14 protein-coding genes are annotated in these 19149 nt (G+C 65.2%); 8 read left to right on the forward strand and 6 right to left on the reverse strand.

The window, feature by feature from the left end; genetic code table 11:
- Positions 1 to 27: 27 nt before the first annotated feature.
- The 3 genes from ACQKLX_RS08005 (at position 28) to ACQKLX_RS08015 (ending at position 4717) form a co-directional block, all read left to right on the forward strand.
- Positions 28 to 1152: an efflux RND transporter periplasmic adaptor subunit gene (locus tag ACQKLX_RS08005; RefSeq protein ID WP_427361044.1), complete on the forward strand. Its 1125-nt coding sequence runs from the start codon at positions 28 to 30 to the stop codon at positions 1150 to 1152.
- Positions 1149 to 4271, forward strand: coding sequence for an efflux RND transporter permease subunit (locus ACQKLX_RS08010; protein ID WP_427361045.1), 3123 nt, complete (start codon positions 1149 to 1151; stop codon positions 4269 to 4271). The genes ACQKLX_RS08005 and ACQKLX_RS08010 overlap by 4 nt, the downstream gene beginning before the upstream one ends.
- A gap of 143 nt (positions 4272 to 4414) precedes the next feature.
- On the forward strand, positions 4415 to 4717 hold the full coding sequence (locus ACQKLX_RS08015; RefSeq protein WP_427361046.1) for a hypothetical protein: 303 nt from the start codon (positions 4415 to 4417) through the stop codon (positions 4715 to 4717).
- A 120-nt stretch (positions 4718 to 4837) separates the two neighbouring features.
- On the opposite strand, the gene ACQKLX_RS08020 is transcribed toward ACQKLX_RS08015, so the two are convergent.
- The 6 genes from ACQKLX_RS08020 to ACQKLX_RS08045 all read right to left on the reverse strand — a co-directional run bounded on the left by ACQKLX_RS08020 (position 4838) and on the right by ACQKLX_RS08045 (position 11723).
- Positions 4838 to 6529, reverse strand: coding sequence for an FAD-dependent oxidoreductase (locus tag ACQKLX_RS08020; RefSeq protein ID WP_427361047.1), 1692 nt, complete (start codon positions 6527 to 6529; stop codon positions 4838 to 4840).
- 69 nt (positions 6530 to 6598) lie between these two features.
- A complete protein-coding gene (locus ACQKLX_RS08025; protein ID WP_427361135.1) occupies positions 6599 to 7828 on the reverse strand; it encodes an MFS transporter in 1230 nt (409 codons plus the stop codon).
- Positions 7829 to 7875: 47 nt separating this feature from the next.
- The gene (locus tag ACQKLX_RS08030; protein ID WP_427361048.1) at positions 7876 to 8508 is read right to left on the reverse strand and encodes a hypothetical protein; all 633 of its coding nucleotides are present in this window, start codon (positions 8506 to 8508) and stop codon (positions 7876 to 7878) included.
- A 9-nt stretch (positions 8509 to 8517) separates the two neighbouring features.
- Positions 8518 to 10776 (reverse strand): xanthine dehydrogenase family protein molybdopterin-binding subunit, encoded by a 2259-nt coding sequence (locus ACQKLX_RS08035; RefSeq protein ID WP_427361049.1) that lies wholly within the window; start codon positions 10774 to 10776, stop codon positions 8518 to 8520.
- 1 nt (position 10777) lies between these two features.
- A complete protein-coding gene (locus ACQKLX_RS08040; RefSeq protein WP_326876568.1) occupies positions 10778 to 11239 on the reverse strand; it encodes a (2Fe-2S)-binding protein in 462 nt (153 codons plus the stop codon).
- Between the two features lie 52 nt (positions 11240 to 11291).
- Positions 11292 to 11723, reverse strand: a complete 432-nt coding sequence (locus tag ACQKLX_RS08045) for a GlcG/HbpS family heme-binding protein (RefSeq protein WP_427361136.1) — start codon at positions 11721 to 11723, stop codon at positions 11292 to 11294.
- Between ACQKLX_RS08045 and ACQKLX_RS08050 the strand changes: the two genes are divergently transcribed.
- From ACQKLX_RS08050 to ACQKLX_RS08070, 5 genes are all read left to right on the forward strand, one after another.
- Positions 11722 to 11889, forward strand: coding sequence for a hypothetical protein (locus ACQKLX_RS08050; RefSeq protein ID WP_427361140.1), 168 nt, complete (start codon positions 11722 to 11724; stop codon positions 11887 to 11889). The two genes, ACQKLX_RS08045 and ACQKLX_RS08050, sit on opposite strands and share 2 nt — an antisense overlap.
- 282 nt (positions 11890 to 12171) lie before the next feature.
- Positions 12172 to 14985 (forward strand): ATP-binding protein, encoded by a 2814-nt coding sequence (locus tag ACQKLX_RS08055; RefSeq protein ID WP_427361050.1) that lies wholly within the window; start codon positions 12172 to 12174, stop codon positions 14983 to 14985.
- A gap of 162 nt (positions 14986 to 15147) precedes the next feature.
- Positions 15148 to 16017, forward strand: coding sequence for an alpha/beta fold hydrolase (locus ACQKLX_RS08060; protein WP_427361051.1), 870 nt, complete (start codon positions 15148 to 15150; stop codon positions 16015 to 16017).
- Positions 16018 to 16230: 213 nt separating this feature from the next.
- Positions 16231 to 17775, forward strand: a complete 1545-nt coding sequence (locus tag ACQKLX_RS08065; RefSeq protein ID WP_427361052.1) for a cation:proton antiporter — start codon at positions 16231 to 16233, stop codon at positions 17773 to 17775.
- Positions 17772 to 18998 (forward strand): flavin monoamine oxidase family protein, encoded by a 1227-nt coding sequence (locus ACQKLX_RS08070; RefSeq protein ID WP_427361053.1) that lies wholly within the window; start codon positions 17772 to 17774, stop codon positions 18996 to 18998. The genes ACQKLX_RS08065 and ACQKLX_RS08070 overlap by 4 nt, the downstream gene beginning before the upstream one ends.
- Positions 18999 to 19149: the final 151 nt, after the last annotated feature.

Raw genomic sequence — 19149 nt, forward strand, 5'->3', positions numbered from 1 at the left:
TCGAATGCAATCTATTTGGTAAGCGCCATGACAAGGAAATCCCGGTTCGCCCTGCTCGCAGTCGGGGGCATCGTGGCCGCCGCCGGAATCGGCGGAGCCGTTCTGCTGATCGGGCACAAGCCCGCTCCTTCGGCTGCAGTAGATCCCCGATTGGAGCCGCCGATCGTCCGCGTGTCGGCGGCGAGCCCGGTCATGGGCGCCGACAGGCGCTTCACGGGCGTCATCGCGGCACGCGTCCAGAGCAATCTCGGCTTTCGGGTTCCGGGCAAGGTGGTTGAGCGGCTGGTCAATGTCGGACAGTCCGTGAAGGCGGGACAGCCGCTTCTGCGGGTCGACGAGACGGATCTGCGGCTGGCGCTCACCGCCAAGCGCAATGCGGCCATCGCCGCCCGAGCCGTGCTGACGCAGGCGACGGCCGACGAGGCGCGCTACGCGATGCTCGTGAAGAACGGGTTCGCCGCCAGCCCTCAGCGCTACGAGCAGGCGAAGGCTGCGCTCGACACCGCCAAGGCCCAGGCCGCCGCCGCGGAGGCCGAGGCCAATGTCGCGGAGAACGAGCTCAACTATGCCGTGCTCGTCGCCGACGCGGACGGGATCATCGTCGAGACCCTGGCGGAGCCCGGGCAGGTCGTCGCCGCGGGACAGGTGGTCGTCCGTCTCGCGCAGACGGGCCCGCGGGAAGCCTTGGTGGTCTTGCCCGAAACGATAAGGCCGCTGATCGGCTCCGCCGCCCAGGCGACACTCTACGGCGTCGCGGGACGCAGCTTCCGCGCCACTTTGCGCCAGTTGTCCGACTCGGCCGATCCGCAGACCCGGACCTATGAGGCCCGCTATGTCCTCGAAAGCGAGGCCGCGCTGGCGCCGCTGGGCGCGACCGTGACGATCCGCCTCTCCGATACGGCGACAGACACCGAGACGGAGGTTCCGCTCGGAGCGATTCTCGACGACGGACAGAAGACCGGCGTCTGGCTCCTCGACGAGGCAGGCTCCGCCGTGACGTTCCAACCCGTGCGTCTCGTTCGCGTCACGAGCGAGACGGCCGTCGTCTCGGGACTGCAGGCCGGGCGCCAGATCGTCTCTCTCGGGGCGCATCTCCTGCGCGAAGGCCAGCCGGTCCGAGCGACCTCGAACATCAAGGCGGCCTCGCGATGAGCTTCAATCTCTCGGCGATCGCCGTCCGCGAGCGGGCCGTCACCCTGTTCTCGATCATCCTGCTCGTTGCTGCCGGCGCCTACGCCTTCGTCAAGCTCGGGCGGGCCGAAGATCCGAGCTTCACCATCAAGACGCTGACCGTAACCTCGGTCTGGCCTGGCGCGACCGCCCGCGAAATGCAGGACCTCGTCGCCGAGCCGCTGGAGAAGCGGCTGCAGGAGCTCGCCTGGTACGACCGTGTCGAGACCACGACGCGGCCGGGCTATGCCTATCTCACGGTCAACCTGAAGGACTCCACCCCGCCGTCCCGCGTCCAGGAGGAGTTCTACCAGGCGCGCAAGAAGCTCGCCGACGAGGCGCGCAACCTGCCGCCCGGCGTGCTCGGCCCCTTCGTCAACGACGAATACTCCGATGTGAGCTTCGCGCTCTACGCGCTGAAGGCGAAGGGCATGCCGATGCGCGAATTGGCCCGGCAGGCCGAGGTCATCCGGCAGGATCTCCTGCACGTGCCAGGGGTAAAGAAGGTCAACATTCTCGGCGAGCGTCCTCAGCAGATCTTCGTCGAGTTCTCCTATGCGAAGCTCGCGACACTCGGCGTTTCCGCCCAGGACATCGTCACCGCCCTCCAGCGGCAGAACACGGTCACGCCGGCGGGCTCGGTGGATACCAAAGGCCCGCGCGTCTTCATCCGGGTCGATGGCGCCTATGACAGCGTCCAGGCCATCGCCGACACGCCGATCGTTGCGGGAGGCCGGACGCTGAAGCTCTCCGACATCGCAGATGTCCGCCGCGGCTACGAGGATCCGGCGAGCTTCGTCATCCGGCATCAGGGCGAGCCCAGCCTCATGCTCGCCGCCGTGATGCAGGACGGCTGGAACGGGCTGGCGCTCGGCAAGGATCTTGAAAATAAGACCGCCGCAATCGGCCGGACGCTGCCGCTTGGCATGTCGCTCGAAAAGGTCACGGACCAGGCGGTCAACATCGCTGCGTCGGTCGACGAGTTCATGATCAAGTTCGCGATGGCGCTGGGCGTAGTGCTGCTCGTCAGCCTGCTCAGCCTGGGCTGGCGCGTCGGCATCGTCGTTGCCGCGGCGATCCCCATCACCCTGGCCGCCGTCTTCTTCATCATGCTGGAAACGGGCCGGTTCTTCGACCGGATCACGCTGGGCGCGCTGATCCTGGCGCTCGGCCTCCTCGTCGACGACGCCATCATCGCAATCGAGGTCATGGTCGTGAAGATGGAAGAGGGCATGGATCGCATCAAGGCGGCGGCCTATGCCTGGAGCCATACCGCGGCGCCGATGCTCTCTGGCACATTGGTTACCATCGCCGGCTTCCTGCCTGTCGGCTTCGCCTCCTCCACGGCCGGCGAATACGCCGGCAACATCTTCTGGGTCGTCGGCTTCGCGCTGATCGTGTCCTGGATCGTGGCGGTGATCTTCACGCCTTATCTCGGCGTCAAGATGCTGCCGGAGATCAAGCCCGTCCCCGGCGGCCATCACGCCATCTACGACACCCCGAATTACCGGCGCCTGCGGCGGCTGATCACCTTCGCCGTCGACCACAAGTTCCTGACCTGCGCGATCGTCGGCATCGCCTTTGCTCTCTCCGGCGTCGGCATGGGCGGGCTGAAGCAGCAGTTCTTCCCCACCTCGGATCGGCCCGAGGTGCTCGTCGAAATCCGCCTACCGGAAGGCAGCAGCATCGAAACCACGACGGCCGCGGTCCAAAAGGTCGAGCGTTGGCTCAACCAGCAGTCGGAAGCCAGGATCGTCACCAGCTATGTCGGCCAGGGCGCGCCGCGCTTCTTCCTGGCGCTGTCGCCGGAGCTGCCTGATCCAGCCTTCGCCAAGATCGTCGTGCTGACGCCCGACGCGCATGCCCGCGAAGAGCTCAAGCAGCGCCTGCGCGCGGCCATCTCGAACGGCCTCGCGCCCGAGGCCTATGTCCGCGCCACGCAGTTCGTCTTCGGGCCGCCTTCGGTGTTCCCGGTCGAGTTCCGCATCGTCGGCCCCGACCCGGCTGAGCTCTACAAGATCTCCGAACAGGCTCTGCAGGTCATGCGCGGCATCCCTGATGTCAGGGAAGCGAATCGCGACTGGGGCAATCGCACGCCAGTGCTGCGCTTTGTGCCGGACCAGGATCGCCTCAACCTGATTGGCCTGTCGCCGGCGCAGGTCGGCCAGCAGCTCCAGTTCCTGCTGAGCGGGGTGCCTGTCACGCAGGTCCGGGAAGACATCCGCAACGTGCCGGTCATCGCCCGAAGCGCGGGCGCTGAACGTCTCGACCCGACGCGCCTCGCCGACTTTTCCCTCATGAGCAAGGACGGCCGGCAGATCCCCCTGGATCAGATCGGGCATTCCGAGATCCGTTACGAGGAGCCGATGCTGAAGCGACGCGACCGGATGCCGACGATCACCGTCCGCTCCGAGATCAACGAAGCGACGCAGCCTCCGGAGGTCTCCAAGCAGGTGCTGGCCGCTCTCCAGCCGCTGATCGCCGCGCTGCCGGCCGGTTATCGCATCGACATGGGCGGCTCGATCGAGGAGGCGTCCAAGGCGAACGATGCTCTCGGCAAGATCTTCCCGCTGATGATCGCCGTGACCCTGATCGTCGTCATGCTTCAGGTGCGATCGTTCTCTATGATGACGATGGTGCTGTTCACCGCGCCGCTCGGCCTGATCGGCGTGGTCCCGACGCTCTTGGTCTTCAACCAGCCCTTCGGCTTCAACGCGATCCTGGGCCTCATCGGGCTCGCCGGCATCCTGATGCGCAACACGCTGATCCTGACCGACCAGATCAAGGAGAACCAGATCGCGGGCCTGGACGACTATCATGCGGTCATCGAGGCGACGGTCCAGCGCACGCGACCCGTCATCCTGACGGCGCTCGCGGCCGTTCTCGCCTTCATCCCACTGACCCATTCGGTCTTCTGGGGATCGATGGCCTATACGCTCATCGGCGGCACGGCGGTCGGCACGGTGCTCATCCTGCTTTTCCTGCCGGCGCTTTATGCCGCATGGTTCAGGATCAAGCCGGCATCGGCAGCCGCCGACAAGGTCGACGTCCGATCGAGTGCCACAACTTCACCGCTCGCCTTTGCGGAAGCGGCGGAGTGAGCGATGAGCCAGACTCCGCAAGCTCAGGCTATGACGCCTCTACCGGCCTTACGGCTTCGATCCTGCGTGCCGCCAGGGTTCTGTCTCGGAGAGCGGACGCAGCTCTTCAGCATCTCGACCTTAACACCGGGCAACTCATCCTATTGAGCAGCCTCGACGTGGATGCGCCGCCATCCATCGGCGAGGTCGCCGCTGCTCTTGGCGCGGATCGGACCACCGTCACCGCGAGCCTCAAGCCACTCCTCCGTCGGCGGCTGGTCGCCGTCCTTGCCGATCCGGAAGATGCCCGATTGAGGCGACTGTCTTTGACAGGAGAAGGCCACTTGCTGCTCTCCCGCGGGCTTCCGATCATCCTGGATACCGATCTTTCAATGGCAGGCGTCATCCAGCACTCTAAGCAGTTTCAAGCCGAGCTGGCGCAGCTGATCAGGAACTCCCAAGACTGAAGATTGCAGGCCGGTGGCACTCGGCGCCGTCGGCCTCAAAGCAATGTCCGCTACCCGGCAGTGATCCAAGGTCAGCTATTGGCGCGCTTCAATCCGCCACTCAGCAGAGACCCAGTCCCATCAAGCTTGCCGCGCCGCGATCAATGCGGGGCCGACGTTCCGTGCCAGGAAGGAGTGAAGCTGCGCGATGACGGCGGCGCCTTCGCCCACGGCGGCAGCGACCCGCTTGGTGGAGCCGGCGCGTGCGTCTCCGACAGCAAAGATACCTGGGCAACTGGTTTCGAGCGGCAGCCGCTCGCCGCCACCGGCGCGCTCCCCGGTGAGGACGAAGCCTGTTCCGTCGAGCGCTACACAGCCGTCGAGCCAGTCCGTATTGGGATCGGCTCCGATGAACAGGAAAAGGTGGCGCGAGGTGCATTCCCGGACCGCGCCGGTCCGGTTGTCCCGAAGCGTCGCTCCGGTCAGGCCCGTCGCCCGGTCGCCGTGCAATCGAGCAATCTCGGTGCTCATATGCAGTTCGACATTCGGCAGCGCCGCGATCCGATCGATCAGGTATCGGGACATCGTCTGCTCGAGGGGCCGCCGTACCACCAAGTGCAGCTGGCGAACCTGCGGCGCGAGATAGGCCACGGCCTGGCCTGCCGAGTTTCCGCCTCCGACCAGGACGACATCCTGGCCCGCGCAAAGCCGCGCTTCGACGGGCGATGCCCAGTAGGAGACGCCGGCCCCTTCCAGCTCCTCGATATTGGGGATGGCGGGCTGCCGGTAGCGCGCTCCCGAAGCGATCACGATGCTGCGCGAGCGCGCAGTGCCACCATTGCTCAGCTCGAGGGTGAACGGGGCTTCCGCATCCGCGTCGTGGCAGCGGAGCAATCCGACAGTCAGCGGAATGGCGAGCTCGGCGCCAAACTTTGCTGCCTGATTGAAGGCCCGTCCTGCGAGCGCCTGTCCGGAGATGCCGGTCGGAAAGCCGAGATAGTTTTCGATCCGGGCGGATGCGCCCGCCTGGCCACCGAAGGCGCGGCTGTCCAGGACCAGGACAGACAACCCCTCGGATGCGCCATAGACCGCAGTGGCGAGCCCGGCCGGCCCGGCCCCGATGACCGCCACGTCATAGACCTTGTCCGCGTCGAGATCCGGCGTGATGCCGAGACAGGACGCGGCATCGGCATTGCTCGGACTTCTGAGCACCGTACCATTCGGACAGATCATCAGCGGCAGATCGTCGGGGGCGAGGCCGAGCCGTTCGACCAGTTCGCGCCCCTCCGTCTCGCAGGCGGCGACAACGGTGTGGGGATAGCCGTTGCGGGTGAGGAATCCCGACAAGCCGACGATGCCCGGATGATCCCGGCGTCCGACCAGGATCGACCCCGCGCCGCCGGTCTGCCCCGCCTCGATCAGCATGACGCGCCGGAGGATGAAGGCACGCATGATCGTCTCACCGAGATCCGCCGATCCGATGACGAGCGCACGCAGATGCGGCGCATCGAATGGTATCGCGACCGCGCCAGCATCACCCGCCACGACCGACATGAGGGATGGGCGGCCCGAAAGCTGATTGGTCTCGCCGGTGAACTGGCCGGGACCATAGGTGGTGACCAGCGATGACTGGCCGGCCGCGCTGCGCCGGATTGCATCAGCCGAGCCCTCGAGGATCAGCCAGGAGGGAGCGCCGCGGGCGCCGATCTCATAGACGACATCACGAGGGCCGAAGCGGTGCGGTTCGCCGCTCGCGAAGCGACGCGCCGTCGCGATCTGAAGGACGGAGAGTGTCGGAAAGACCTGCTCCCGCCGAGCATCGCCGATTGCCATAGGGTGACCTCCGCCTGGGACCAGGTTTGCGCGCGACATCATCCGAGCCGATCGAAAGCCCGATCGCAATCACGCGGGCGCGAGCCGAGGCGCCTTCGGCTGGGTGAGCGCGAAGACGAAAAGGCCCAGGAGCGTCAGCCCGAAGCCCGCCCATACGGCGGAGAGCAGGCCATAGCCGGCCGCGATCGTCGCGCTACCTGCCCAGGCGCCGATGGCATTGGCGACGTTGAGCGCTGCGAGGTTCATGGCGCCCATCAGCGTGGGCGCCTCCGGCGCGAGGCCCGTCAGGCGAACCTGGATCGTCGGGATGGCGACCATCATCGTCATGCCGACGCCGAACAGAGCCGGCATCAGGATCCAGACCTGGCGGCCGCCGGCGGCCAGCACCGCCAGCACGAACAGAGCGCTGCCGAAGCCCAGGACCAATCCTCGGGCGGGATGACTGTCCGCCAGTCTTCCGCCAATAAGGTTGCCGGCGGTCATGCCGACCCCGAACAGCGCAAGCGCGATCGGAATCCAGGCCTGGTCGAGCGCCGCCGTATCGGTGACGAAGGGACCGATGAAGGTGTAAACGGCAAAGATGCTGGCTACACCAAGCGCCGCGACGAGCATCATGGCCCAGACGGCTGGCTTGCGCAGCGAGGCAAGCTCCTGCACCACCGGCCCGCCATGAAGCGCCTCGGTCCGGGGCAGCCAGGCCCACAAGGCCAGGAAGGCCAGTGCGGCAACCCCGGCGACGCTGAAATAGGTGTTTCGCCATCCCACGGTCTGGCCGAGGAAGGTCGCCAGCGGCGAGCCGATGATCGTCGCGACCGTCAGCCCGGTCATGACCAGCGCAAAGGCCTTTCCGGCATGCCCGGGGCCGACCACATAGGACGCGACCACGGCGCCGGCGCCGAAATACGCCCCTTGCGGCATGCCGCTGACGAAGCGCGCCAGGGCGAACATGCCGAGATCCGTGGCGACCGCCGACAGGACGTTACCGATGATGAACAGAGCCATCAGGCAGAGCAGAAGCGCGCGCCGGTTCAGCCGCGCCGCCACCAGCGTCATAAGCGGCGCGCCGATCACCACGCCAAACGCATAGGCCGCGATCGCGTTCGTCGCCGTGGGGATATCGACGCCGAGGCCAGCCGAGAACAGCTGAAGGATTCCCATGCTCGCAAACTCGGACGTCCCGATGCAGAAACTGCCGAGCGCCAGGGCAAACAGCGTGAGGCCGCGCTTGCGCCGCTGCGCTTCATCCGTGCAATGCACCGTCACGGCGGCACATTGGCCGCGATAGGCTTTGTCCAGCATCAGTGCCTCCGGGAAACAGCCTCGATGTCCCAGTCGCCGGCGCACTCTCAGCCCGGACAGGGCTGCCCGGCGGCTCCCCACAGGGCCATATCCCTGACATGATCCTCGAAGGTTCCAGGTGGAGTTGAACGGCCTGCCCCGGGCTCCCATGCCCTCGGGATGAATCCGCTCAGGGATGCATCATGCCTCAGATGCTCGAGGAGGCCGACGGCGTTGCGGCCGCCATTCCGTTTGGGATCCTTGAGCTGGGCGCAGATCTCGGCGCCGCTCTTGCCGAACCAGATGAAGTCCACAGGTGCGAGCTGCCAGTCGATTCCGGCCTGCAGGGGCGCCGGTGCGGGAGGATTCGGCAATGTCGACGTGATGTGGCAGGTCGAGCACGGCACTGTTTCCGCTCCGATGCGGCTTTTTCCGCCGTGGATGTTCATGCCGTGCACGCGGGGCTTGCTTTCGCCGGCCGGCGTCCAGATGGGCACGGCCTTCGCATCGACATGGCAATTGGCGCAGCGCGGATGCGTCACCACGGCCTCGATTCTTGTCCAGGCCTGCAGTCCCTGGGCCCGGCTGACGCTGCCCGGCGGCAGGGCGTCTTTCGACTCCTCCCTGGCCAGTACAAAACCCGTCAGCGCGACTAGCGATGAGCTGGCGAAGGCGAGCGCGATCAGGGTTGTCGTTCGCATGGCTCGCCCTCACACGAAATCGATGAATTTATTGAAGGGCATCTCTCGGATGCGCTTGCCCGTTGCGGCGAAGATGGCATTGGCCAGCGCCGGCGCCGCAGGTGGCACGGGCGGCTCCCCAATGCCCCTGACCGTGTAATCGTTCTCCAGGCCGCGCACCTCGATCACAGGGCATTGGTACATGCGCATGGCTTCGTGGTGGTGGTAATTCGTCTGCTGCACGGCCCCCTTGGCATAGGTGAGTTCGCAGTTCATGGCGTGGCCAAGGCCCCAGACGACGCCGCCCTGGACGAGATTCTCGAAGTTGACGGGATCCACGACCTTGCCGACATCGGCCGCCACCCAGACCTTGTCGATCTTGATGCCGGCGTCGGTCATCGTCACTTCGACGATCTCGGCGACGGCCGTTCCAAACGCCTCGACGAACGCCACGCCACGGCCTTTTCCCCTTCCCAGGGGGCCCTTCCAGTCCGCCATCTCGCCGACGGTTTCCAGGAGCTTCCGGTAGATTGGAATCCTGCACATCTCGATGCGCGCCTTCAGCGGGTCGAGCCCCGCGGCGTGAATCAACTCGTCGATGAAGCTTTCGGTGAAGAATCCATTGGCGGACGCGCCTACGGCCCGCCAGGTCGTGCACGGTGACAATCCTTGCACTTCGAAGCTTGTCGCCCGGTAATTTGGAATGTCGTAGTAAACATTCCAGATTCCGACGCCCAGCTGACCGTCGGGGTCCTTCGAGGGCGACCCCATCCTTGCCAGGAGCTCCTTGAAAGGCGCATTTGCAGCCACCTGCACATCGGCCGCAATGATCTTTCCGTCCTTGACGCTGCCCCGATACCTGCCCATCGCGATCTGCCGGGGGATGTCCTGCAGAAAGTCCTCTTCCCGCGAGAAGATGAGCTTCACCGGCGTGCCGCGCATCTGGTTCGCGATCTCGGCGAGGACCCTGATATTCTCGAATTCGAGGCGATGCCCGAAGCTGCCGCCCATCCACTCGTTATGGAAGGTCACCTGCTCCGGCTTCAGGCCAATCGCCGTCGCAGCGATAAACTGCACCGATTGCGGCGTCTGATGTCCAGCCCAGATTTCCATCCCCTTGTCGGTGACGATGCCGATGCCATTGAGCGGCTCCAGCGGCTGATGACCGACATAGGGGGCGCGATACTCCGCCTCCAGAAGCGTCCCCTCTTTCAATCCCGCGTCGATATTTCCGTCGTTGCGCCATTCCTTGGCGAGGAATTGCGGAGTGAAGGACGAGGCCACAGTCTTCCAGTGGTCAGCCTGTTCCGCCGGATAGGTGCTCGGCTCCCAGACGCAGTCGACGCGCTCGGCCGCTTGCATTGCGTACCAGCTGTTCGTTGCAATCACCGCGATGCCGTTCGAGATCTTGAGGATCTTCTGGACGCCCGGCATCGACTGAGCCTTGCTCGCGTCGTAGGACTTGATCGGCTGCCCCTTGTTGGGGTTCAGCTTGACGGCCGCGTAGACCATGCCGCCCATCGTCCGGTCGATGCCGAACTTCATCTCGCCAGTGACTTTCGAGCGGATGTCGAGCCGCTCCATCGGCTTGCCGATGAAGCGCCATTGCGATGGCTCGCGGAGCTTGGTGATCGTAACCGGCGTAATCTTCGCCGCCTCGGCCGAAAGCGCGACATAGGGGATCTTCGTCCCGTCCGGCAGGATCACGTTTCCGGCCTCGGTGCGCAGGTCGGCGGCTGCGACGCCGCTGCGCCTGGCTGCCGCAGCCTTGAGGGTTTCCCGCGCAACCGCGCCGGCCATGCGAAGCTTGTCATAAGTATCGGGAATCGTGCTGGAGCCGCCAGTCATCTGCAGGCCGGCCTTCCTCAGCCATTCCAGCGCGGCCGCACGGGCCTTCTCGGCTTCGGGGCTCTGGTCCGGTGCCATGAACGGCGCAAGCTCGTGGGCGAAGCCAGTATTGAAATAGGCGGGGCTCGGTCCGGCGAAGCGGATCGCGAATTGGCCCGGTTCGACATCCAGCTCCTCGGCGATCATGAGAGGCTGGATGGAGCCGACGCCCTGGCCCTTATCGGCATGCTGGGCGATGAGCGTGATCCTGTCCGGACTGATCTCGACCCACGGATTGAACGTCACCGAGTTCGGACCAAGGTCCGCCGTCAGCGGATTCATCGCGGCGGCGGAAGAAGCTGCCTGTTGCGCTTGCGCGTATTGCCCGAAAGCGACACCTCCGGCGATCGCGGCGGAGCCGAAGACGAAGGTGCGACGCGAAAGACCTGGCATCGCGCCCATGTCAGTTCCCTCCCATCTTCGCGGCGGCCGCATGGATCGCAACACGAATGCGCTCGTAGGTCCCGCATCGGCAGAGGTTCCCCGACATGACCTGGTTGATGTCCTCGTCGGTCGGCTTCGGAATCGCCTTGAGGAGCGAAATCGCCTGGATGATCTGGCCGGTCTGGCAGTAACCGCATTGCGGCACCTGATGCTCGATCCAGGCCTCCTGCACCGGGTGCAGCTTGCCGTTGCCGACCGCTTCGATGGTGGTGATCGCCTTGCCGGCGACATCGGCCATACGCGCCTGGCACGAGCGGACGGCGGCCCCGTTGATCTGCACCGTACAGGCGCCGCACTGAGCGATTCCGCAGCCATATTTAGGACTGGTGATGCCAAGCTCATCGCGCAGAACCCAGAGCAAAGGCATCTCCGGGACGACATTTACTTGGTGCTTGATCCCGTTGACGGTGAGTTCGAACATGACAACGCTTTCCCTCAGCAGACGTTACAGTTCGTTGCCGCGGGCATGGCCTCTACGAGTCCGTGCTCCGGCTGATGGCTGCGGCCGCCGCCTCGGCGACCGCAATGTCCTGATCGACAGACCCCGCGCTGGTGCCGACTGCGCCGACAATCTGGTCATCGACCTTCACAGGCAGGCCGCCGCCAAAGATCACGACATTGCCGCCATTGCTCTGCTCGATCCCGAACAGCGGCGCCCCGGGTTGAGCCAGCGCGGCGAGATAATCCGTCGTCTTGTCGAACATGCGCGCGGTCTTCGCCTTACCGATCGCGAGCTCGATACTTCCCGCGAGCGCGCCGTCCTGGCGTGTGAAGGCGATGAGGGCGCCGCCGGCATCCACCACCGCAATATTGTAGGGAATCCCGAGGCTCGCTGCCTTGGACTCGCCGGCCTTGAGCATCTGCTTGGCATCCGCCAGCGTCAGTGTATCGAGCGTGCGAGGCATGCGTCCGCTTTCCCTCGATCCGATTTCCAGCCTGCAACTCGACACGGGCGCGACGAGAGACGCTCGCCAGCAGCGTTCGGAAGTCGAGCCCAAGTTGCGCGACTATTCTCGTGGCAACCGACTGATGTCCGGTCCAAACCGGATCGATCGCTATGTATTGCCTTGAGCACTGTTAGCATCGAGGCGCTGGGAGCTGCGGTTAAAAGATGTAAAATTCAAAACTGCGGCAGTGCCCGCCTTGAGAATTTGAACGGTAAATGGGGAGCGTCGTGGACGGCTGCGGCGGCTGAAAGCTCGGGTTATCGAGCGCACGTTGGCTGGCCAGACTCGGTGGGTTTCGTGACGAACAGCAATTCAAGCGGCGATCGGACGAACGGGCCTCCTGTCAAAGCCTGCAGGTCCGGCAGGCATGCCGCCGGGCGGCAATCCCGAGCCAGAGGCTAGGCGCATGACAATGGCCGACAGATCAGACGAGGTTCTGTCTTTCGGCTCTTTCGAGCTCATGCCGTCACGGCGAATCCTGCTCGAGAACGGCAAGCCGGTCGGCATCCGCAGTCGCGCCCTGGACATCCTCTGCCTGCTCGTCGAAGCCGCGGGGCAGATCCTGAGCAAGGACGACCTTCTTGCCCGTGCTTGGCCGAGCACGTTTGTGGCGGAAGCCAACGTTCGCGTCCAGATCAACGAATTGCGCCGTGTCCTCGGCGATGGACGTCGTGGCCGGCGATACATCGTGACCGTGCCCAATCGCGGCTACAGCTTCGTTGAAACGGTGCTCCGCAGACCGGCCGTTCCGCCAGCTGACTTCGCTAACGATCGGGCCGGTCCCGGTTTGCCCCCTGCCCGGCCTGGCAGGATCATCGGGCGGGATCGATCGATCCAGACGCTCGCCAGGCAAATCCAGCAGAGACGCCTGGTTACCGTGGTCGGCACGGGGGGCGTCGGCAAGACGACACTGGCCCTCTCTGTGATCGCGCAGATGCGTCGGGAAGGCGAGAAGCCTGCCTGGGGGAAGACCGTCTTTGTCGATCTCGCCTCGCTCTCGGACGCGCACGCCGTTCCGAGTGCCTTCGCGTCTGCGCTCGGAGCGGTCCTGGCTGGCGAAGATGCCCTATCGAGCATCGTGAACTATCTCGGCGAGGAAACGTGCCTCCTTGTCATCGACAATTGCGAGCACGTCATCGACCCAGTGGTCGATATCGTCGAGGCCATTCTGCGCCATGCACCCAATGTCTTCGTGCTGGCGACGAGCCGGGAACCGCTGCGCGTCGCCGACGAGTGGGTCTATCGATTGCAGCCGCTCGCCGCGCCGCCGGTCGTAGCGACGCTCAGCCTGGATGAAGCATTGGCCTATCCCGCTGCCGCACTCTTCGTCGAACGCGTGCGCGCCCGCTGCGGGAGCATGGTGCTTCGCGATGACGATGGCCGCTTCGTAGCGGACATCTGCAGACGCCTGGACGGCATCCCCTTGGCGCTGGAACTCGCAGCTGGACGATACGAGGCGTTCGGTGCTCGTGGACTTGCCGCCGTGCTGGACAATCTGTTCGCGGTACTGACCCGCGGCGAGCGTAAGGCTCTGCCGCGACAAAAGACGCTCCATGCGACGCTCGACTGGAGCTTTAATCTGCTCAGCATGCGCGATCAGACGCTCTTGAGGCGGTTGGCCGTGTTTTCGAGCCGGTTTACGCTGGATTCCGCCTCGGCAATCGCGGCTTGGGGTGAACTGAGTACCGTGGACGTGACGGAGGGTGTCGCTGATCTGGTCTCGCAGTCGTTGCTGAGTACGGCTCCGGCCGAGGAAAGCCCTTGCTTCGTCTTGCTGGAGACCACCCGCGCCTATGCCCGGGAAAAGCTCGCAGCTGCACCCTGCGCAGTCGAGGCCGCCAGGCGGCACGCAAGATGGTGCCTGGATCTGCTCGCCGAGATCGAGCTGCCAGCAGGTCCGACGCGGGCTACCGACGAACTAGGCCTGCTGGCTGATCTGCGGGCGGCGTTGAATTGGGCCTTCTCGCCGCACGGTGATCCGAAATCGGGCGTCTCGCTGACCGTGGCCGCCATTCCTCTCTGGCTGCGTCTTTCGCTGGTCAGCGAATGTCGCCAGCGCGTCGAGGAAGCGCTGGCGCGACACGATGATGAAGACGATCCCACCGATGGAATCGTGCTGAAGCTGCAGACCGCGCGGGGCTGGTCGCTGATGTACAATGCCGGCACGGCGCGGGGGACGAGCGATGTGTGGCAGCTCGCTCACGAGCTCGCGGAACGCCTGAACGACAACGACTATCGACTACGGTCGCTGTGGGGACTCTGGGCGGGCCATATGAAGAGCGCGGCGTTCGAAGCGGCGCTCGATAGTGCGTTCCAGTTCAAGGTCGCCGCAGGGCAATCCCCGGATCGCGATGATCTCGCAATCGCCGACAGATTGATCGGAACCTCGCTGCATTTCCTGGGTGACCAGCCAGGTGCACGCCAGCACATCGAACAGATGCTCGATCGCTACCCGGCGCCAGGTCATCGCTCTCACATCGCCCGCTATCAGGTCGCCCCACGCATTGCCGCCCTGATGACGCTGTCCCGCGTCCTGTGGCTGCAGGGTTATGCAGGCGCGGCCGCAGACATGGCCGCCGCCAGCATCGCCGAGGCCCGATCCCTCAGTCACCATCTCTCTCTCTGCTACACGCTGGCCCAGTCAGCCTGCCCGATCGCGCTGCTGATTGGCGACTTCGAGCAGGCGGACCGCCTGATCGACGAACTGGTCGAGGAAACGGCACGGCACCGCCTCGAGGTCTGGCACATCTATGCGCAGGCCTATCGGGGGCATTTGCAATTGCTGCGGGGCGAGCCCGAGCGCGGCTTGCCTCTCATGCAGCGCGCGGTAGACGAGCTCCGCAGTGCACGCTTCATGCAGCATCACTCGGCGTTCGCTCTCGCCCTTGTCGAAGCTCTCATACCCGCTGGCCGCACAGACGCCGCCGATGCGCTGCTCGACGAGCAGCTTGCCTATCTTAGGCGCGGTAGCCGCCTCTGGGTCGCGCCCGAGATCCTACGCCTGAAAGGCGAACTGGCTCTGCATCTCGGCGACCAGACCTCGGGCGAGGCGCTTCTCGATCAATCGCTGATGCTGGCTAAGCAAACCGGCCAGTTGGGATGGCACATTCGTTCCTGCTTGAAGTCATCTGCGAGCCGGGACGATCGCTTACGGGCGATCCAGAAGATCGTTCCGAGATCGCTGCTCAGCCATCTTGATGCCGAGATTGCCGACGCATGACGGTGCCCGCAATCTCGCACGCCTCTGCGCGCAGCGGCGAGCCTTCAACCGATCTGAGGGAGAGCCTGGCTGGCCCGACCCGAGCGCGGCCGCTCGCCTCTCCGAATAGACGGCCTCGCACGCGTAGAGCGGCAATATCGACCCTACCAAGGTTCGGGCGGGTTGGCGCCCGCTGTCGATTTTACGCCGTTTTACAGCTGTGATCGCGACCGAGTGCTAGTCTTCCGATCGACATGGCCGGCCGACATCGTCGGTAACCCCAGAGAGGCGGAAATGAGCAGGTTTCGGCAGATCTTTTCCCTGGCGGCCGGCGCGGTCGCGCTCATGGCCAGCTCGACCATGGCGACGGCCCAGGTGGCGGCCAAGTCCGTCGTGCTCGTCCATGGCGCCTTCGCTGACGGATCGTCCTGGCGCAAGGTCATTCCGCAGCTTGAAAAGGCAGGCCTGAAGGTCATTGCCGTCCAGAACGCGCTGCAATCGCTCGAAAACGACGTGGCGACGACGCGACGCGCGATCCGCGATGCTGAAGCTCCGATCGTCCTGGTCGGTCACTCCTATGGCGGGATCGTCATCACAGAAGCCGGCAATGACCCCAAGGTCGGGGCGCTAGTTTATGTCGCGGCCTATGCTCCAGACAGCGGAGAAGCCCAGAGTCACATCGCCTCCCGCTATCCGCAGCAAGAAAGTCGGGCCGAATATATCCGCGATGAAGACGGCTTCCTCAGGATCAGCGATGCGGGAATCTCCCGCTATTTCGCCCCGGACCTGGCGGCCGCCGAGCAAAGGCTCGTAGCCGCCGTGCAAGGCAGGCTGCATGCGCGAACTCTCGCGACCCCTATCATCCGCGCAGCCTGGCGAGACAAGCCCACCTTCATGGCGGTTGCGACGAACGACGCCATCATTCCGCCGCAGCTCCAGAAGGATCAGGTCGAACGCTCGCGGGCGACCTCGATCGAGGTGCCGTCCAGTCATGTCGCCATGCTGTCTTTTCCGGAAAAGATCTCCGAGCTGATCATCCGTGCAGCCAGGTAACCTCCAGGGGCCCCAATACGATCGCGCCTTCGCCGGGCCGGGCGGCCCGAGACCTGACGAGCCAGAGAAATGGCGCTTTCATCCAGGGCCCGCTTCAGGCGCAGCCTTGGTGCCCGCAACTGGCGCGTCTGCACTGAATGAGCCTAGGTTGGAGCGCGACGCCGGAATGGGCAGCGATCGATACCTTTGCAAGCCGGAATGTGATCGCCGAGCATGATCCTGTTCGAGTCAATCCTCGTCATCATGTTCGGGGCCGTCATCCTCGCGGCAGCGTCGCGACGGGTCGGCATCCCGTATCCGGTCGTGCTCGCCATTGGCGGGACGGCTCTCGCCTTCATTCCCAATGCGCCGCGCATCACGCTGGATCCGGAGCTGGTGCTGGCCCTCTTCGTCGCGCCGATCCTGCTCGACGCGGCCTTCGACAGCTCGCCGCGCGATCTGCGCCGGAACTGGCTGCCGGTGTCCAGCCTGGTTTTCGTGGCTGTCGGCGTTACGACGGCCGCTGTCGCACTTGTGACCCGATGGCTGGTGCCTGACATTCCCTGGGCCGCCGCGATCGCGCTCGGGGCGATCGTCGCGCCGCCCGACGCCGTTGCCGCCACGGCGATCCTGCGAAAGCTGCGGCCACCCCATCGCATTGTGGTGATCGTCGAAGGCGAGAGCCTTTTGAACGATGCGACCGCGCTGCTGATCTACCGCCTGGCCGTGGGGTCGGTCGCGGCCGGCAGCTTCAGTGCGGCCAGCGCATTGCCGGCCTTCGCGCTTGTCACGGTCGGCAGCATCGTTCTCGGAGCGCTTCTCGGCTGGGTCGCGGTGCGGCTGCTCGCGCTTTTTCGTGACCCGGCAAGTGCCATCATCGTGCAGTTCATCACCACCTTCGGTGTCTGGATCCTGGCAGAGCGGCTGCATCTGTCCGGGATCATCACCGTCGTCGTCTACGGCATCGTTCTCGCGCGGACGGTTCCAGCCGTGACGAGCGCGCGGTTGCGCATCCCTTCCTATGCGGTCTGGGAGACGACCGTCTTCGTACTCCAGGTTCTTGCCTTCGTGCTGGTCGGACTGCAGTTGCGCCCGATCCTCGAAGGGTTCGATGCTGGGCAACGTGTCGGTTACGCCTGGATCGCGCTTGCGGTCCTCGCAACGGTCATTCTCGTGCGGCTGACATGGGTCGCGACCTATAGGGGTCTTGCCCTCCTGCTCTCGGGCCGGCCTTCCGGCGCGAGCGAGAAGGCTGCCTCCTTCCAGAACGTCAAGGGCAGCATCGTCATCGCCTGGTGTGGCATGCGCGGCATCGTCACGCTCGCAGCCGCTTTCGCCCTTCCCGCTGATTTTCCCTATCGCGACCTGATTCTGCTCTGTGCCTTCACCGTCGTGGTCGGTACGCTGCTGGTCCAAGGGCTGACGCTGGCGCCGCTGCTGCGCTATCTCGCGATCAGCGACGATCACCCTGTCGACCGTGAGTTCGCCGTTGCGCGGAAGGCTGCGCTGGAGGCCGCGATCGGATCGCTCGAAGGTGTGCAGCCGGCGTCTGCGGCGGCGATCCGACAGGAATATCGCGACATGCTGGAGCAGACCGGACGGGCCGCACAGCTCGACACCGACCATAACGCCCTGCGGCGGACCGCACTCGCGGCCGCGCGGAAGACCGCATTCGAGCTGCGGAAGCGCGGCACCATCGGAGACGATGCCTTTCACCGGCTCGAGGAAGAGCTCGATTGGCTGGAGCTCGGCGCCGCGCCGCGGGAAGGAAGCGTATGAAGCGGCTCGATGTCGCCATTGTCGGAGCCGGAGCTGCCGGGATTGCAGCGGGCCGGTATCTCGCCGCGTCCGGCCTCGACGTGCTTCTGGTCGAGGCGACCGACAGGATCGGCGGGCGGGCGCACACCGCTTTCCACGAAGGCCTGCATTTCGACCTTGGCTGCGGCTGGCTCCATTCCGCGGATCGCAATGGCTGGGCTTCGCTCGCACCGGAGCTCGGCTTCCATCTCGACCGGACTACGCCGCCATGGGGTGTCCAGTTTCGCGATCTCGGCTTTCCCGCAGCGGACCAGCGTGCCGCACGGGCCGCCTTCGCCCGTTTCGAGCAGCGCCTGCGCGAGGCTTCTTCCGGAAGCGACCGCGCCTCCGACCTTCTGGACGGAAACGACCGCTGGACGCCCTATCTCGAGGCGCTCAGTACCTATATCAACGGCACGGAGCTGGAGCAGCTCTCGGTCCGCGACTATCTCGCCTATGCCGATGCTGAGACCGCCGTGAACTGGCGCGTGACCGAAGGCTATGGCAGCCTCATTGCCGCCGCGGCGAAGGACGTGCCGGTCGCGTTGAACACGGCGATCACCGGCATCGACGCATCGGGACATGCGTTGCGGCTGACCAGTGTGCGAGGCGAGATCGAGGCTGAGTGCGTCATCGTCACGACTCCGACCGACGTGCTTGCTTCCGGCGCGATCCGCCTGCCGCCTCGGGCCTCGGATCACATCGATGCCGCCGGCGCACTTCCATTAGGGCTGGCCGACAAGATCATCTTCAAGCTGTCCGATTGCGATGGCTTCGAACCGGACACGCAGGTCCTGGGCAATCCGTATGTGAAGCGAACGGCGAGTTATCATATTCGGCCGTTCGGCCGGCCGCTGATCGAAGGCTTCGTGGGCGGCGAGACCGCACGCGAATTCGAAGCCGACGGCGATGCCTTTGCGGCTTTCGCGCGCGACGAATTGGCCGGGCTGTTCGGCCACGGGATCAGGAGCCGGCTGGAGCCGATCGCGCAATCGCGCTGGGGGCGCCAGCCCTTCTCGCGAGGCTCCTACAGCCACGCGCTGCCCGGCCATGCCCTGGCACGCGCGATCCTCGCTTCAGATGTCGATGGCAGACTCTTCTTTGCCGGCGAGGCCTGTTCGGCACTGGACTTCTCAACGGCGCACGGTGCCTTTCAGACCGGCCTTGCCGCCGCACGAGCAGTCCTAAACTCACGGAGAGCCTGATCGCAGCCTGATTGGACTGGCGAATCTGGCTGGCGAACTCGGCACCGATGGCGAGCATGTTCCGACATTCGGCGCGGCGGTCGGGGTCCGTGGCAAGGGTGGAGCAGGGAGCCAAGCCGACAATGAACCGCACCGGATTTCCCGGAGGCCA

The organism is Allobosea sp. NPDC003192, assembly GCF_050275675.1.
Taxonomy (GTDB): domain Bacteria; phylum Pseudomonadota; class Alphaproteobacteria; order Rhizobiales; family Beijerinckiaceae; genus Allobosea.